Raw genomic sequence first — 17,124 nt, 5'->3', positions numbered from 1 at the left:
TTTGTTGTAGGGTTTTTATGATATAAATTCATCTACATCATAATATTATGATATAATTTAACTATAGGAGTAGGAGTTGATAGTTTTGGATGAAGTTTTTAGTTATAATAAAGAAGAAGATAACTTTTATATTTCATATAAAAAAAGTTTGGGATCTAATATGGCAAAACACCATTTTCATAGTACTTATGAAATGTTTTTTTTATCATCTGGTGAGAGACAATTCTTTGTAAAAGATAGAACCATTAATATAAAAGAAGGTTCTCTTTTAATTATTAATCCTAATATATTACACAAGACAATGAATGGAGAAGCACCTCAATATGAGCGTGTTATTGTCAATTTTCATAATAATTTTTTGTATAATGAAAAGTGTAATTATCAACAACAATTATGTCAGCTCTTTAAAAATGATTATATTGTTATAGACTTTCCACATCATCATCGAATATATATAAAAGAAATATTAGATAAGATAATAAGTGAAGCCAAACATAAACACACAGGTTTTCAACTCCAGATAAAGAGTCTTGTACTACAACTACTCATTTTTTCTTGCAGATTTATAGAAGAGACTCAAATTCAACCATTGCAATACATTAGCTCAGTACACGAAAGAGTTTCAGAAATTGTTAAATACATCAATTCTAACTATAGTAAAAATTTAACCCTTCAGTACATAGCAGACAATTTTTATATAAGTTCATACTACTTAAGTAGAGTATTTAAAGAAGTTACAGGATTTACCTTTGTACAATACCTTAATCTTGTAAGAGTTAAAGAAGCTAAAAAACTACTTGAAGAGACAAATTTAAAGGTTTACACTATAGCAAAAAAAACTGGATTTGGCAGTGTAACACACTTTGGAAGAGTATTTAAAGAAATCACAGAACACACACCCCTGTATTATAGAAAAACAAAAAAATACTAAATACTAGGGACGGTTCTATAAATACTAGGGACGGTTCTAGAAAATATAAATATAAAACAAATGAGTATGCAGGTACAAAGTATTAGAAATAAAATTATTCATTTAAATAAATATTAATAAAAGTCTTGAGATTAGAAGAGTAATTAAAAATGAATACCACAATGAGCTATATTAACTTTTAAAAGTTAATATAGCTTTTAATATAGGCAAGAGTAAGTTTTAATATCCTATCTAAGAAATGGAGGATAAAATCTCATCAAATACAACTTCTTTATTGTAATATTTATTAAGGATTTCAATACCCCTATTACACAATGAATAGACATTACTTACAGTAATGTTTCCAAATAAAGAACATATTTGTTTTCTTGTTAAATCACAAAAACTTCTAAGCAAAATAAAACAAATTCCCTTATAATCAAGGACTTCTTTATTGTATTTTTCTTTAAGAATCAATGAACTAGGTAAATTAAAATAATTCGCCACTGCACAAAGAAGATCATTAGGATCAACATTAACTAAGGTTATATATTTACCACTAACATATTCAAAAGAATTTTCTTTGTCAAAGTTGTTTAAATAAGTGGTAACTGTTTCTTCAGAAAGAATGGAAGACAAATTTATATCGTCAATTAAACTAGTAGCATTAAGTTTATTATATATAGCATTAATAGAAATATAATTCTTTAGAGCTTGTACAGGATTAGGAGCAAGATAAGATAGTAAAATATTTTTGTTAACAATATTAAATTCATCAGTAGATAGACCAAGATAGTAAGAAAGAGAAGAAAAACGATATTTATGAACATTAGATGGTGTATAAGTATCCATATCTTTAGGATTATTATGGATATATAAAGTAGCTACTAAAAAATACTGTTCGCTGGTTATTATTTTACTTTTAAAACGATCAGCAAAAACATGGCCCCTGCGATTATATTTTCGATTGTAATAAGAAGCATAGGACAAATTTAATTTTTGCATAAACTTAGAGATATCTGCATTAACTGGATTTAAAAGCAAATGAATATGAGTGTCCATAAGACAATAAGATATTAAAGTGCCATTAAATTCATCCAAACACTTTTTTAATAGATTAAGATATTTAATTTTATCATTATCATCTCTAAAAAGACAAAACTCTGATGCAGAGCGACTCATAACATGATAATACGCCCCATCTTCTTTTATTCGTGCACATCTAGGCATAGTAATCACCTCAATAAATAAAATAGAACACTTGTTCTAAAAATAGAATAACATACTCAATTAGAAAAGTAAATAAAATTAAGTTAAAAAATAATAATTAATAAATAAAAAAATCAACATAGATTATGAAGATCTTTTCAAGTCGTATTAATATTTCTATGTTTTTATGAACCGTCCCTAATATTTGTCCCTAATATTTCTAGTATTTTATATTAACGTCCTTAAAATTAAAGAGCATAAAACAAAAGAATAAGTAAACAATAGACATAGAAAATTAAGTTAGGAGGATATAGTCTATGTATCGTAAATTAATTATTGGTACGTTGATTTTAGTGTTTTCTATAACTGGTTGTAGAGTATGGGAACAATTAGACGATGATCCAACTGAAAAATATGTTGTTGAAAATATTAGTAATGAGAATGGAAAAAGAAACGAATTACAACAAAAAAATGATAAAATGCGTCCAGGTAACAGTTTTGAAACAGAAGAAGGAAGTTTCTTCATTCATGCATTAAAAGATAATATTGAAAAAATAAGAACAGGTCCTATAGAAATAGAAATAGAAAGTGCACAAGTCGTATCAGGACAAATAAAAGGGGAAATAGAAAAAAACTTAAAAAAAGATCAGATTCATTATGTTTTAATTGACTTGGTAATAAGTAATTATTATAGTTCTGAAGTCAGTTTTCATCCAGAAAGATCTATTATTACCACAAACACAGAAGAAATAGTTGAAAATGCTAATATGTTATTAAGTGATGATTTTGGTGGAGCCCTTAAAGGAGAAGGTACTAAACGCGGAAAGTTAGTATATTTGTTAGAGGGTGACCCAGGATATATTGAATGGATTACAGTTAAAATAGCCAGTCCATACAACCCTAAAACAAAAGAAAGATTAGGTGATGATTTAGAATTTAGATTACGATTTTAGAATGAACTAGAGTATAAAAAAAGAGTAAAAAAAGAGGGACGGTTCATAAAATTTTTTTATGACCGCTCCTCTTTTGTATGTTTTTATGAACCGTCCCCTAAAACGCCTATAACTTCTGAATCCTCATTTATAACCTCATCAGTAATCTTACCCTTTTTCATCCAATGAGCAACTTCAATGGTTCTTTTGGTTTGATGGAAAACAGCATCTTTAACATCTTCTATCATATTACCATCTTGGTCAACGGTAACAGTAGTACCATATGGATTGCCGCCAGCTTTAAAAATTGAATCATCTGTATAACCAGGAGTAACAACAATGGCACCCCAATGCATCATGGATGTATAAAGGCTTCTTACTGTGGATTCCTGTCCGCCATGAGGATTTTGTGCAGAGGACATTGCACTAACAACTTTATTCATAAGCTTACCTTCAAACCATAGTCCGCCTTGAAGATCAATGAATTGTTTCATTTGAGAAGGAAGATTACCAAAACGAGTAGGAGCACTAAAGATTATAGCATCTGCCCAATCTAAATCTTCAGAATCTGCTATTTTTACATCCTTAGTATCATCTACATGAGCTTTCCAAATGGGATTTTCATTAATCACTGATTCAGGAGCTAATTCAGTTACCTTTAAAATTCTTACTTCAGCACCATTGGCTTCAGCTGATTCAGCAGCCCATTTTGCCATTTGATAGTTAGTACCTGACATACTGTAATAAACAATAGCTAATTTAATTTTATCCATAATCTTATCTCCTTTCATCTTCTATATTAATTTCCAAAAACAACTAAAAATATCACATTATTTTTTGATAGAATTACTTCCGTAGGAATCTTTTTACTACTAATTGGTTAAGCGCATTTCTAATATAAGTTACTTTTAATAAGTTACTATAAATAAATTATTACATATCTTATATTATATGTCAAGTCTAGCAAATTTTAAAAAAAACCCCTCAAATTGAGAAGCTTTTAATAATTAACCCCATTTTTCAGCCCATTCTTGTATAGCATCCATAGAAGCCTTAAGGTTTTTGCCCTTTTCAGTCAATTCGTATTCTACTCTAATAGGAACTTCCGGATAAACCGTTCTTATAATAAGTTCCTCATTTTCAAGCTCTTTTAAACGCTCAGTAAGCATACGAGGACTCATATTAGGTATAGCCTGAAGAATATCAGAAAATCTTTTTTTACCATCCAAAAGGGTCCTAATAATTAACCCAGACCAACGTTTTCCTAATAGTTGGAATGCCCTTTCAAATTTAGGACACAACTCAAGCGAGTGTAAAGAATTCATAAATATCACCACCGTTGGTTATTATAACATAGTTAATTACAAAAAGTAATTATAAAAAAGAAAATTTATATAATAAATAGTCTAAATTTATGAACCGTCCCCTAGGACTAGTGATAAAATTTGCAAGCAAACTTGAAAAGAAAGACATATTATGGCAAGATAATAGATATCATCATTTATTTATAGGGAGATAATGGTTAAAAATTTACTAATGCTTTTTCAAAAAAAGGAGGATTAAGTATGATTTATAGAAAACTAGGAAAAACTGGATTAAAAGTAAGTGAAATTAGTCTTGGTAGTTGGCTAACATATGGAAACTCAACTGAAAAAGATACAGCAATTAAAACAATTGATACAGCATATGATTTAGGAATAAACTTCTTTGATACAGCAAATATGTATGCAAGAGGTGAAGCTGAAAAAATCGTGGGTGAAGCTTTAAGAAAATATCCAAGAGAATCTTATGTATTAGCAACAAAAGTTTTTTGGCCAATGGGTGAAGGACCTAACGATAAAGGTCTTTCAAGAAAACATGTTTATGAACAAGCCAATGCCAGTCTGAAAAGGCTTGGAGTAGAATATGTAGATATATATTATTGCCATCGTTATGATCCAGAAACACCAGTTGAAGAAACTTTAAAAACATTTGACCATTTAATGCGTCAAGGAAAAATATTATATGCAGGGGTAAGTGAATGGACTGCAGCACAAATTCAAGAGGCACTTCAAGTAGCGGATAAATATTTATTAGACCGAATAGTAGTGAATCAACCGCGTTACAATATGGTAACAAGGACAATTGAAAATGAAATCATTCCAATAAGTGAAAAAAATGGCATTAGCCAAGTGGCATTTTCCCCATTGGCACAAGGTGTACTTACGGGAAAATACACAGATTTAAAAAATTTGCCTGAAGGGAGCCGTGCAACTGACCCAAAAGCAAATCGTTTTATTGAAAAATATCTACAAGATGATATAATAGATAGAGTTAGAAAATTAAATAATATTGCAAAAGAAATGGAAATTTCAATGCCTCAACTAGCAATTGCTTGGATACTAAGACAACCAAATGTTGCAAGTGCACTTATTGGAGCAAGTAGACCAAGCCAAATTGAAGAAAATGTTAAAGCTAGTGGTATTATTATACCTAATGAAAAATTACAAGAAATAGATGAGATATTAGCATAAACTAAACTCACTATTAAAAACTGGAGGAAAAAAATGATTACAGCTTATTTAGTTGGTATTTCAAAGTTTCATGAGGAAGAAGATATAGAGATACGTTACAGTATCTACAAAGATGACGAGTTAATATGTAAAAAATCAGTCTATGAAGGGTACAAAAAACCTCTAGTAGTTACACATTATGCAGTCTTTACATTACTAAAAGAATTGGAACCATACAAAAGGGAAGAAATTAATGTTATTGTAAATGACCCAGCTTTTATAGAACAAGTACGAGGAACATCAACATCAAAAAACAAAGATGTAATCAAAGTAACAAGTGTATTAAAAGATCGAATTAGAAAATTCAAAGAATTAAAATTTACAGATATAAGCCAAAAACATCAAGAAGTAATTAAATGGGATAATGAACTTCAATAAAAATAAATAACCTATAATTATGAATAAAAGGGACGTCATAAAAATGAAGTGCACCCCAAATGTTAGACATAAAATTTCTAACATTTGGAGGTGCATTTTTATGGCTAAATATGCTAATGAAAATGGAAATGAAAATGGGGACGGTTCATGAAAATGGGGACGGTTCAGGAAAATAGGGAAAATAGGGACGGTTCATAAAAACATAAAAACAAAAAAATATCATATTTATGATGAGCCGTTCCTCGTTACTAATTAAACAAATTTATGAACCGTCCCTTATTTTTCCCTATGAACCGTCCCTTATTTTCCTTATTTTTATGAACCGTCCCTTGTTTTTCTTGTTTTCTCCTTGTTTTTCTTGTTTTTAATTTTCAAAAACTCAAAAGTCTAAATTCACAAAATAGTTTGATTTAAACACCTTTTTAACATATAATTAGTATAATAAGATTAATATAAGAAGGTGTGTATATGACTGCAAGACATAAGCTTTTTACCTATAAAAAAATATACGATCACAAAGGCAGTGAAGGGTTATTTATTAATGCTATGAAAGAATCAATTGAACATCATAGACTCAATTGTGATTTTTATACTAAATTATTGGAAGTAAATAATTTTTCACCTGAAAAGATAAAATCAATAGATGACTGTATCGATATCCCACCTATTACGGCTAACTTTTTTAAATACCACGAAATCATGAGTATTAACAAATCAGAGGTTCACGTACATGCAACATCTTCCGGTACCCAAGGCCAAAAAAGCCAGGTATTTCTTGATAAAGAGTCAATACAGCTAGGTACAAAAATGGCTATTAAAGCTATGAAGTACCATGGTTTTATCTCTATTATACCAACCAATTACATAATATTAGGATATGAGCCTACAAAAGAAAATAAAATGGGCAATGTAAAAATCGCTCTTGGTATGACTCGGTTTGCACCGGCAAAGGAAAAGGTTTTTGCTTTAAGACCAATAGGAGACAAGTATGAAATTGACTATTTTGGACTGTTAAATGCTTTAAAACGATTTAACAAACAAAAATTACCTGTACGTATATTTGGTTTTCCATCCTATTTATATATGGTGCTAAAGACTATGAAAGAATCAGGAATGGCACCACTAAAATTAAATAAAAAGTCAATAATCCTTACTGGTGGGGGATGGAAAAAGTACAATGATATTATGATAGACAAAAAAGAACTTCATAAAATGATTGAAGAATTACTTGGAATTCCAGCACAAAATTGCCGTGATTTTTACAGTGCTGTAGAGCACAGTGTTGCGTACCCAGAATGTAAGAATCATCATATGCATGTGCCTATATGGAGTAGAGTTATTATACGCGATGTAAAAACCCTTAAGCCCTTAGGATATAACAAACCAGGATTCTTAAGTTTTATAAGTCCACTGGTTTCTTCAATGCCAATATCATCAATAATAATGGGTGATATGGCAATATTAAAAGATGGTAAAAACTGTGGATGTGGCATAGAGACACCCTATTTCGAGATACTTGGAAGAGCAGGAAATTCCAAAACAAGAAGTTGTGCAGTAGCTGTATCTGAATATATGGAGGGTGATTAAAATGAATATATACAGAGGGGAACTTATATCAAAAAAGGGTTTTATCAACAAACTGGAAGAGATAGAAGGTCAATTTAAAAAGGATTTAATTAACAATCCAATAACACCAGAGATTGTTATTGAGGCAGCTCATAAACTAGCCAATGAAATAAATAAAGAGGAAATAATAGATGAACTTATCGAATTAGGCTTACCTAGATGGTCATCAGAAGCTTTTGTTAATGCATCCATAAAAACATTAAATAAAAAAGAGTTAAATAAAAAAGTAGAAGTAGAACTAGGAGAAAAATCATTTCACTGGACTGTAGTAAATGATGATACAGAGGAGAAAAACTACCCATTAGGCATACTAGTACATATCGGAGCAGCAAATGTGTTAGGGCTTTCTGCTTTTAGCGTATTAGAGGGCCTGTTGACAAAAAATATAAATATATTAAAACTACCAGAGCAAGAAAGTGGACTATCTGTAAAATTATTATTAAAATTAATAGAAATAGAGCCAAGATTAAAACCTTTTATATATGTTTTAGATGTTTCATCAAAAGAAAAAGAAGTCATTAGTAAATTAATAAAAGTTGCAGATGCAGTAGTTGTATGGGGATCAGATGATGCCATTAGTGGAATAAGGCTACTTGCCCCACCTAACTTACCAATAATAGAGTGGGGGCATAGACTTAGTTTTGCCTATTTTACAAATCATGACAATAACGAAGAAGATTTAGAAGGCTTAGCAAAAGACATTTGTCTAACAGATCAACTCTACTGCAGTTCTCCACAATGCATTTTATACGAAGGAAAAGATAAAAACCAATTGATCCAATTTGGAAAAAGACTATCAAAGCATATAGAGAGAATATCTTCCAAGCATCCTAATCATAATATACCCATTCAAGGACAAGGACAAATTACTTGGTTACAAGAACTTGTAAAAATGGAAGAAATACTAAACCAAAAGCAATTAATTACCAATGAAGAAAAAAGTTATAGTATTATGATAGATTACAAAGCAGAACTAAAATCATCTCCATTATATAGAAATATTTGGCTAATGCCAGTTAAAAGAGAAAACCTATTTGAAATACTAAGAGCTAAAAAAGGTTATCTTCAAACAGTAGGATTGAGTTGTAGCGAAACTGAGTTTGAAGAGCTATCAAAAATATTTTATAGTGCAGGGGTCAATAGAATTACTACTTGTGGAAATATGTCTAATAGTTATAGTGGAGAACCCCACGATGGTAGTTACACTCTAAATAGATATGTAAGAAAGGTAAATAAAAAAAGGAAGAAGTAAAATATGAGAAATAATATGAGGGACGGTTCATAAAAAAAGACTTTGTCAATTTATGAACCGTCCCTTAACACTTAACAATTTTATAATATCTAAAATAATAAATTAAAAAGTAGAAAAAGCAGAATACAACTTTTAACATAATAATAACCATAATTAACCAGTAATTAATTGACATCAAAAATATTGAGGACTATAATAGGATTATTACTATAGGTTTAATTGATAATCATTTTCAATTAAACCCGACAAAACTGGAGGTATTAACAAATGAAGAAAATCAGTCATAAAATATTACTAGCAATTATTTTAACAAGTTTTATACTAACAACAGGTTTTGGAATGTACAATATCAGTTATATGATAAATAATCATCGCAACGAACTAAAATTATTAAGAGAAAGTCTTTTAGATGATTACGATATTATGATCAAAAATCAAGTTGAAACAGCTGTAAGTTTAATAGAGTACTCTCATAATCAATATAGATTAGGTAACATAACACAAAATGAAGCGAAAGAACAAAGTAAGAGACTAATCCGAACGTTAAAGTATGGTGAAGAGGGATATTTTTGGATAGATGATACGAAAGGCGTCTTAATAGAACATCCCGTAGCCATTCAAGCTATTGGTACAAACAGAATTGGAATAGAAGATCCTAATGGTGTAAAATTAATACAGAATATTATTGACAGTGGCGTAAACAAGACAAACGATGGATTCACTGAGTATATGTGGGAAAAACCAGATGATAACTCAGGGGAATTATATATTAAAAGAGCATACTCCCAACTTTTTGAGCCTTGGGATTGGATTATAAGCACAGGTAATTACATAGATTCAATAGAAAATATTGTTCAAATAAGGCAAGAGGAATACACAAGCGCATTAAAATTAAGCATTATAGTAACTGTTCTATTTGTTCTATTCTCAAGTATATTAACTTTAATAATTGCCATAGTCCTTAGTAGAAAAATTACAAAGCCCATAGTAGAAATGGTTAACAATATAAAAAAAGATGAAGATGGAAATATAAGTATAAAAGAAATAAATATACAATCCAAAGATGAAATTGGACAATTGGCAATGGCAATCAATACAATGATTGAACAAGTAAAACATTTTATAGAAGAGACAAAACAAATATCAGACAATGTAGTTGACTACTCACAGGGTCTATCAAATGTAGCAGAAGAAAGCACAGCCTCAATTGAAGGTGTATCAAGGGCAATGGAGGAATTGACACAAGGTGTTGCAGAACAGGCATCTGCTACACAAAATGGATCAGAAACATTAAATACACTTGCAAATGAAATTAATACTGTAGTAGAAATTACAAATAATTTAAGAAACTATATCATTGGAGCAGATAAATCAGGACAGATGGGATTACAAGCCGTTACCAATTTGCAAGATAGTTTTTCTATATACAATGATAAATCCAATCATTTAACAAAAGGTATAGAGATACTAGTCTACAAATCAGAATCAATAGGCACAATTATCGAAGCAATACAAGGTATAGCAGCACAAACTAATTTATTAGCACTAAATGCATCAATTGAAGCAGCTAGAGCAGGGGAGGCAGGGAAAGGATTTGCTGTTGTTGCTGATGAAATTAGAAAATTAGCAGAAGGAACTGCTCAATCAACAAAACAAATAGGAGATATGGTAAATGACATTCAAGCCCAAGTGATTAATCTTACAAATAATCTCGGGGAAACAAAGATACTCTTTGATAAAGTGGATGAATCCATATTACATACTGGAAATGCATTTGGAACAATTGAAGATGCTGTAAAAAACACAATATCAGAAGTAGATAAACTACTAGACAATACAAACAAAATAAATAGTAGAAAAGATTTAGTAGTAAAAGTAATAGAAGACATATCTGCAACAGCAGAAGAATCAGCAGCATCATCAGAAGAAATATCTGCATCACTTGAAGAACAAACAAGATCAATAGACGAAATATCAACAACTGCAACTGAATTACAACATATATCCACAACATTACAAAGTGTAATCAGTAAATTTAAATTATAAAAATAAAAAAAGAAGGACGGTTCATTAAAATGATGTGATCCCAATAAGTTAGACTTTATAGCGTAGTAGTTTTTAACTGCTACGCTATTTCTTTAGAAATGAGGGACAGTTCATAGAAATAGACAAAACTTATTTTGACAATTAAATAACAATTGCATAATTGTTAAATATTACTATAATAAACAATAATTAATAAAACAAATACAGTATACGCACAAAATAATGTAAATAATTTGACGAAAAAATGTATTTATAGTATAATTATATAAGAAAATAATGGATTATCCATAAATTTAACAATACTAATAATGCATCACTCTAAAAAATAAATTCAAAAGGTATAAAGTAAATGAATCATTAAGACGATGTATTTATGCATTAAAAATTTTGATATAAAAGGGTGAGGTGAACTATGAGAAATACAATAAGTATACTTTGTTTTATGGCAATTATACTAGTGGGATGTACAGATAAAAATATAAATGAATATAAACAAGAAGATCTAATTGTAACCCAAATTAAAATTGAAAATGCAAATAAAGATTTATCAGAATTTATAAACAAAGTTGAAAAAGAAAATGGTACATATTTATATACAAAAGTTAATGACCAAGACACATATCTGTTTCTAAATAATAGCAATGTAATTTATGGAGATAATGTGACATACTATACAGATATAAAGATAGAAGGTAGAGAAAATACTATTTATATATACTTTAATGAAGAAATTACAAGTGATTACAGCGGAATAATCCCTAATCAGTTATTATATAAAATAGAAAAAAAGAAAACATACGATTATGTTAAGATGTTTAAAAATGGAGAGGAATCTTATTTTAGCTCCGTTATTATAGCAGACAATAAATAAGTAGAAAATAGACGGTTTATTAAATGAATAGTTCATTTAAGGAACCGTCTATTAATTTGTTAATTAAAATCTAAAGGAACTTCACGATTTAATGGAACTAAATATCCAGGAAAAGATAAGCTTAACTCATAAATCTCTTTTTTCTCTGCATTATAAAAAGTAGTAATTATATCTTTGCGATATAAAGTATCATTACCTTGTTCCGAAAAAGACTTATTACCGATATGAGATTCAAAGTCAAATCCCTGTACTTTCAGCGTATTATTTGGTAGATTTGAATCTACTATTAAGTTTTGGTTTTCGTATAAAAATTTATTAATAATAATCTCCTCACCCATATATGAAAGGCTTTTTGGAAAGACATCATTTAAGTTTAATAAAAAAGATTTACCTTCTATACTTCCTATTCTTATACCATCAAAACCAAATTTTAATTCATTAGGTAGTTCTTCAAAATATAAAGAAGGTACAAAATAAAAAGTGCGTTCTGTTTGAGTGGCAGTAGTGCTAACTAGCCCCTCAGTACTATACTTTGCTTTTTTGTCAACTAAATAAACCTTATCAAAACCTGTGAAAAAATAACCATCTAACATGTCAAATTCAACATCAAGTCTCATTCGAGTAGGGCTTATGGTGAGTTCTTTTAATTTAATTGTTCCGTAGTCGAAAAGTATTTCATTATTCAATCCAAAACGTTTAGATATCTCTATTTTAGATATATCTAAAGGGAGTTCAATATCAATAATATGAGTTACGCCACCGTTATTAATAGTAGCTTTAAGTGTTAGATATGACGGGTTTGTATCTATGAATCTTTGCAATTCATCTTTTTTCAAAGCTTTTTCAATATCTCTAACTAAAGTATTATGAGTGTCACCGCCATTAAACATTGTGGAATACATACTGTTATCAAAATCTGGAAAAGTAATATAAAGATTCAAGTAAGCATCATTTTCATAGCTTTGATCATAAATGGAAGTAGCAACCCTAACAGTGTCATTGTTTAATCCCTCTGGTCTAGTATGATCAACTAAAACAGCTGTTAAACGAATTCTATCTTCGTCAATAAAAATATTGGATAAACTAAGGGTATAATCATCTTCTCTAATGACTATTTCAGGAACTTCACTATACCCACGATCTCTGGCACTTTGGATGCCTTTATCCCCACGAATCCAATTAACAGCATCTTTTAAACCAGGTATACTAGAAGCATAGCTAGCAAATTGAGGGATATACCTTACGCCACCAACAAAAGTTAACAAAACAATTAAAGCAATAGCAATAACTCTTCTGTAAATCAATTTTTTAGAATTTAAATGACGCAGCCGTTCTTCAACCATAGAGTCAAATTCATCAGGGATAGGAATATCCTTCTTATCAAAAGAAGACTTCAACCTATCATCTAATTTTTTAACATCAATCTCAAACTTATCTTTATCCATAATTTAAACCTCCCTTACTTCTAGTTTTGATCGCATTTTCTTCAGATTGTTATAAATCTTACTTTTAACAGTACCTTCCGGTAATTGAACGATTTCTGCAATCTCTTCAAGGGTATAGCCCAAATAATACTTCATATAAATTAGTGTCCGTTCTGAAACTGGTAAATCGTTTAAAACCCTCTCTAAATCAACTTTTTCATATAACTCCCTAGAGGTATCCTTAGCATTAGAAAATAAAATGTCATCAGCCACTTGAACCACTCTTCTTTTTTCTCTAAGGATTAGGTTGCACTCATTAATCACAATTCTTAAAAACCAAGTTTTAAAATACTTAGGATTCTTAAGTTTTTTAATATGAATAAAAGCCTTCTCGATCCCATTACACACGGCATCCATACTATCATCACTATTATGAAGGTAACAAAAAGCAAGAAGATATGCCTCATCTTTAACTTCAAAAATTATTTGGGAAAATGCATCCTTATTCCCTTTGCGAGCTTTAACAATCATTAACTCATCCATATGGAATACCTCCTTTCAAGTATTAGATACACGAACCTAAGAAAAAGTTTAAAATACTTAAAAATATTTTACTACAAAAATAAAAAAAATAAAAAAAAATATGAAAAAAATAGGGGACGGTTCATAAAAAAGTTGAGAAAAGATAAGCAAAAAAGATAAGGGACGGTTCTCAAAAATAATCTAAAAAAAATAAAAAAATAGGGGACGGTTCATAAAAAAGTTGAAATATAAAAAAAGAAGGTTCATAAATAATCTAAATTTATGAACCGTCCCTATTATATATTATTTATAAAAATCTAAATCACTTCATTAATAGCTACTTTAGAAATTCTTTCAGAATAAATAATTAATCTTTCCTCTCCAGAACTTGTGCAAGTAACCAATGACAAATTGAATTCTCCGACTAATTGATTAAAGCATTCAGTATCATCAGGAGGGACAATATCAATAGCATATACAGAATAAGTGTAAATATATTCAGTGGTATAAATAACAATTTCATCACCAAGGCTTAATTCGTGAAGCCTATTAAATAATTTTCCATAAGTTCTTACATTATGCGCTGCTAAAAAAGAATTGCCTTTTTCCCAAAAATGTGGCGTTCCTAAAATATGAGCAGCCCCTAACCATATATTATCTTCGTTAGCATCTTCAATAACAGGAAGTTCTAAATCAATTTTATCAATAGCAATTAGACCAATGGTTTCACCAGACTCAGGAATGTACTGGTGGTATTCGGGCTCTCTTTCTTCTTCAACAACTACATCTTCATTGGTTAAAGAATGAAGTGGGATAGAATCCTTTAACCCATTATAAGTTGTAGTAAAAAGAGCCTCTTTATAGGTATTTAGAATTTCATTAGACTGATTAGATTTTTCAGTAGCTTCATAATTACCAAAAGATACAACAAGAAGGACACTAGAGAGTAAAACCAAAAGACCAATATATATTTTATTTAAACGACCTTCCTTAATTAACAATCGAGTAAACCTGAAGGATACCAAAAGCAACATTATAATCAAAAGTATGCTTAGGCTAAACCGGTAAAAAGGAGAAATACCAAGTGCAATAAAAGTTACCCCTGTAACGGGTAATTTGGGAGTATACATAAAAGTCACCACCTTTGTTTAATCTTAAAAAAGCTTAAAATGTAACTCCAAAGAAGTGCTAAAGCTTGAAACCAACCGTACAACAATTCAGGTAAAATGAGTAATTTTATAATGTAATCTGAGAGTGTTTTATTCTGAACATACCGTAATCTATAAAATGAATCAAAATAAGCAAAAAGGATAACAGATACAACAAACGGGTCAAAACCTTGAAAACCAAAATTTTTCATATAATAAACGAAGAACACAGCAGCCATACCTCTTAAGAAAACTAATAAAATAAATAACCAGTGATTTAATATTTCAAAAACAGTTACTTGGTTCCAAGAATGAGATCTAAGGGTATCAACACCGCCTCTTAACCATCTAAGCCTTTGAACCCATAATTCTTTTAGACTTAATGGAACATCTGTCCAAGCCAACATATCCATACAAGAGGATAATTTCCAATTATGTTTTAAACAAAGAGTTATTTCATAATCCTCAACCAGATTATCCTCTAAATAAATATCGCTATCTATATTAAATATTTTTTTTCTAAAATCAGGAATAGACTTTAATGCCTCAAGTCTAAAAAGTGTAGCCATGCCATGAGCAACTTTAATCTTGCCTTTTGTTTCAATTCTATGGGAATCAAACTGTCCATACTCAATATGTTGTAAAGTCCAAATGAGTTTTTTCCATAGTGATTTTCCGTTGTAATTCATTATACCTGCTCTAGAACAAACAGCTCCAAGATCAGACTCTTTATTAAGCATATGAACACCAGATTCCAATGCTTTAATATCAAGGGATGTATCAGCATCCATAACCAAAACAAAATTATTAAGATTTAACTTATTAAAAGCTTGATTTAAAGCTCCTGCTTTTTTGCCAACATTATTACTGGTTTCAAAAATTGTAATCTTCTCTTTTGTTGTTTTTATAAACGCCTTAATTAAAGGGACGGTGTTATCAGTACAGTTATCGCAGATAATAACAACTTCTTTAGGTTTTAGAGTTTGAGTAAATATACTACTTAAGGTTTCTACTATTATTTCTTCTTCATTGTGGGCTGGGATTAGTACTGATACTGAGTTATTATTCTTATGTCCCATAGGCTTCACCTTTAGATAAGTTTTGTACTCTCAGTATATGTTTGGTTTCATTATGTGACAATGATTATCTATAAATAATTAATATTAACAAAAGATGTATGTTTTTTGATAGTTACTCCAAAAAACACACATCTTCTATGAAATGCATCAAAATTAGTCACTTTTTATCCTTTTGTCCTTTAGTAGTCCTTTAGGGACGGTTCATAAAAATAAATAAAATCATGAACCGTCCCTAATAATCATGAACCGTCCCTAATATAATCACTTAATTCACAAAGTGCTTTATAAAGCCTATTCCTAAAATCCCTTAAAACAACTAAATCATCATCAGTTGGTTTTATAGAAGGATTATTAGGCAAGTAAATACATTTATTCACTTCGATCTGAATCCAAGGAATATGACCTAATGAACCTTGATGCTTAGTAATATAACCCCCATAAAAAGGACTATTAATAGCTACAAACTCCCTATCCGTCACTCTAATATCAGAAAAGGCATCCTCAATCAATGACTTTAGCTTCATTAAAACCCTAGAAGGTGCAGTGATTTTTTCACCCTGCAAATTAATATTCATTTCCCCTAGAGCATTCCCACGATTACTAATACAAAATAGGGGACGGTTCATAGAATCTGTTGGACCAATATCAAGCATAGAATGACAATCCACTCCCAGAATAATATTCTCATCCTTAGAGAGTTCTTCTAAGCGCCTATGATAAGGATCATAATAATTATCAATTAAAAATTCAATTTCCCTAGAATTTAATCCTTCTGGATTTTTCCAAACAGGAGATCCATCGACAGCAATGGTCTTAACAATACCATCAGGATTATTAGGAGGAAGATCATTGGTATTTCTATTTAAATCTATTACAATACGAGAAATGTCCATATCAACATAGGCTTCCACCAAATCTTTCAAATCATAAAGCTCACGAGCCCAAGTATCACTATCTAAAAGAATCTCCTCGGGACTTAACAAGCATCTATCAATTAAAAAATCAGGAACAGACAAACCACCATGAGGCACAGAAATAAGAATAGGCAATTTCAAACAAACAACCTCCAAATAAAAATAAAGTAGGGGACGGTTCCCGAAAAAATAAAGTAGGGGACGGTTCCCGAAAAATGGTTCCAAAAAAAATAAAACAAATTAAAGAGGGACGGTTCATAA

16 protein-coding genes are annotated in these 17,124 nt (G+C 30.0%); 8 read left to right on the top strand and 8 right to left on the bottom strand.

Annotation, left to right across the window (positions count from 1 at the left end; translation table 11 throughout):
• Nucleotides 1–85 precede the first annotated feature (85 nt).
• A complete protein-coding gene (locus tag EDC18_RS12705; protein ID WP_207669216.1) occupies nt 86–931 on the top strand; it encodes an AraC family transcriptional regulator in 846 nt (281 codons plus the stop codon).
• Nucleotides 932–1,162: 231 nt separating this feature from the next.
• Here EDC18_RS12705 and EDC18_RS12700 read toward each other — a convergent pair whose 3' ends face one another.
• Complete coding sequence (locus EDC18_RS12700) at nt 1,163–2,140, bottom strand: transposase (RefSeq protein ID WP_132253720.1); 978 nt, start codon at nt 2,138–2,140, stop codon at nt 1,163–1,165.
• A 296-nt stretch (nt 2,141–2,436) separates the two neighbouring features.
• Between EDC18_RS12700 and EDC18_RS12695 the strand changes: the two genes are divergently transcribed.
• A complete protein-coding gene (locus tag EDC18_RS12695; RefSeq protein ID WP_132253719.1) occupies nt 2,437–3,072 on the top strand; it encodes a hypothetical protein in 636 nt (211 codons plus the stop codon).
• Nucleotides 3,073–3,155: 83 nt separating this feature from the next.
• Here EDC18_RS12695 and wrbA read toward each other — a convergent pair whose 3' ends face one another.
• Complete coding sequence (wrbA, locus tag EDC18_RS12690) at nt 3,156–3,824, bottom strand: NAD(P)H:quinone oxidoreductase (protein ID WP_132253717.1); 669 nt, start codon at nt 3,822–3,824, stop codon at nt 3,156–3,158.
• Nucleotides 3,825–4,058: 234 nt separating this feature from the next.
• Entirely contained in the window at nt 4,059–4,376 is a 318-nt protein-coding gene (locus EDC18_RS12685; protein ID WP_132253715.1) for a winged helix-turn-helix transcriptional regulator, read from the bottom strand.
• Between the two features lie 240 nt (nt 4,377–4,616).
• Between EDC18_RS12685 and EDC18_RS12680 the strand changes: the two genes are divergently transcribed.
• The 6 genes from EDC18_RS12680 (at nt 4,617) to EDC18_RS12655 (ending at nt 11,776) form a co-directional block, all read left to right on the top strand.
• Complete coding sequence (locus EDC18_RS12680; RefSeq protein WP_132253713.1) at nt 4,617–5,564, top strand: aldo/keto reductase family protein; 948 nt, start codon at nt 4,617–4,619, stop codon at nt 5,562–5,564.
• A 33-nt stretch (nt 5,565–5,597) separates the two neighbouring features.
• A complete protein-coding gene (locus EDC18_RS12675) occupies nt 5,598–5,981 on the top strand; it encodes a hypothetical protein (protein ID WP_132253711.1) in 384 nt (127 codons plus the stop codon).
• Between the two features lie 468 nt (nt 5,982–6,449).
• Complete coding sequence (locus tag EDC18_RS12670) at nt 6,450–7,568, top strand: LuxE/PaaK family acyltransferase (RefSeq protein WP_132253709.1); 1,119 nt, start codon at nt 6,450–6,452, stop codon at nt 7,566–7,568.
• A gap of 1 nt (nt 7,569) precedes the next feature.
• The gene (locus EDC18_RS12665; RefSeq protein ID WP_132253707.1) at nt 7,570–8,859 is read left to right on the top strand and encodes an acyl-CoA reductase; all 1,290 of its coding nucleotides are present in this window, start codon (nt 7,570–7,572) and stop codon (nt 8,857–8,859) included.
• A gap of 267 nt (nt 8,860–9,126) precedes the next feature.
• Entirely contained in the window at nt 9,127–10,905 is a 1,779-nt protein-coding gene (locus EDC18_RS12660; RefSeq protein ID WP_132253705.1) for a methyl-accepting chemotaxis protein, read from the top strand.
• A 412-nt stretch (nt 10,906–11,317) separates the two neighbouring features.
• Nucleotides 11,318–11,776, top strand: coding sequence for a hypothetical protein (locus tag EDC18_RS12655; protein WP_132253703.1), 459 nt, complete (start codon nt 11,318–11,320; stop codon nt 11,774–11,776).
• Nucleotides 11,777–11,835: 59 nt separating this feature from the next.
• On the opposite strand, the gene EDC18_RS12650 is transcribed toward EDC18_RS12655, so the two are convergent.
• From EDC18_RS12650 to EDC18_RS12630, 5 genes are all read right to left on the bottom strand, one after another.
• The gene (locus EDC18_RS12650) at nt 11,836–13,221 is read right to left on the bottom strand and encodes a DUF4179 domain-containing protein (RefSeq protein ID WP_132253701.1); all 1,386 of its coding nucleotides are present in this window, start codon (nt 13,219–13,221) and stop codon (nt 11,836–11,838) included.
• Nucleotides 13,222–13,224: 3 nt separating this feature from the next.
• Entirely contained in the window at nt 13,225–13,743 is a 519-nt protein-coding gene (locus tag EDC18_RS12645; RefSeq protein ID WP_132253699.1) for a sigma-70 family RNA polymerase sigma factor, read from the bottom strand.
• Nucleotides 13,744–14,039: 296 nt separating this feature from the next.
• Nucleotides 14,040–14,852, bottom strand: coding sequence for a class D sortase (locus EDC18_RS12640; protein WP_132253698.1), 813 nt, complete (start codon nt 14,850–14,852; stop codon nt 14,040–14,042).
• A gap of 5 nt (nt 14,853–14,857) precedes the next feature.
• Nucleotides 14,858–15,949, bottom strand: a complete 1,092-nt coding sequence (locus EDC18_RS12635) for a glycosyltransferase family 2 protein (RefSeq protein ID WP_132253696.1) — start codon at nt 15,947–15,949, stop codon at nt 14,858–14,860.
• Between the two features lie 239 nt (nt 15,950–16,188).
• Nucleotides 16,189–17,004 carry an N-formylglutamate amidohydrolase gene (locus EDC18_RS12630; RefSeq protein WP_243115121.1) on the bottom strand — a complete coding sequence of 272 codons (816 nt, stop codon included), beginning with the start codon at nt 17,002–17,004 and terminating at the stop codon, nt 16,189–16,191.
• Nucleotides 17,005–17,124 lie beyond the last annotated feature (120 nt).

Source organism: Natranaerovirga pectinivora (assembly GCF_004342165.1).
GTDB classification, from domain to species: Bacteria; Bacillota; Clostridia; order Lachnospirales; family DSM-24629; genus Natranaerovirga; species Natranaerovirga pectinivora.
This window is presented reverse-complemented; position numbering and strand designations above follow the sequence as displayed.

Bases quoted from the DNA above. Each gene is read 5' to 3' on its own strand.
- EDC18_RS12700 (WP_132253720.1), bottom strand. From the start codon at position 2,140: ATGCCTAGATGTGCACGAATAAAAGAAGATGGGGCGTATTATCATGTT.
- EDC18_RS12695 (WP_132253719.1), top strand. From the start codon at position 2,437: ATGTATCGTAAATTAATTATTGGTACGTTGATTTTAGTGTTTTCTATA.
- wrbA (WP_132253717.1), bottom strand. From the start codon at position 3,824: ATGGATAAAATTAAATTAGCTATTGTTTATTACAGTATGTCAGGTACT.
- EDC18_RS12685 (WP_132253715.1), bottom strand. From the start codon at position 4,376: ATGAATTCTTTACACTCGCTTGAGTTGTGTCCTAAATTTGAAAGGGCA.
- EDC18_RS12680 (WP_132253713.1), top strand. From the start codon at position 4,617: ATGATTTATAGAAAACTAGGAAAAACTGGATTAAAAGTAAGTGAAATT.
- EDC18_RS12675 (WP_132253711.1), top strand. From the start codon at position 5,598: ATGATTACAGCTTATTTAGTTGGTATTTCAAAGTTTCATGAGGAAGAA.
- EDC18_RS12670 (WP_132253709.1), top strand. From the start codon at position 6,450: ATGACTGCAAGACATAAGCTTTTTACCTATAAAAAAATATACGATCAC.
- EDC18_RS12665 (WP_132253707.1), top strand. From the start codon at position 7,570: ATGAATATATACAGAGGGGAACTTATATCAAAAAAGGGTTTTATCAAC.
- EDC18_RS12660 (WP_132253705.1), top strand. From the start codon at position 9,127: ATGAAGAAAATCAGTCATAAAATATTACTAGCAATTATTTTAACAAGT.
- EDC18_RS12655 (WP_132253703.1), top strand. From the start codon at position 11,318: ATGAGAAATACAATAAGTATACTTTGTTTTATGGCAATTATACTAGTG.
- EDC18_RS12650 (WP_132253701.1), bottom strand. From the start codon at position 13,221: ATGGATAAAGATAAGTTTGAGATTGATGTTAAAAAATTAGATGATAGG.
- EDC18_RS12645 (WP_132253699.1), bottom strand. From the start codon at position 13,743: ATGGATGAGTTAATGATTGTTAAAGCTCGCAAAGGGAATAAGGATGCA.
- EDC18_RS12640 (WP_132253698.1), bottom strand. From the start codon at position 14,852: ATGTATACTCCCAAATTACCCGTTACAGGGGTAACTTTTATTGCACTT.
- EDC18_RS12635 (WP_132253696.1), bottom strand. From the start codon at position 15,949: ATGGGACATAAGAATAATAACTCAGTATCAGTACTAATCCCAGCCCAC.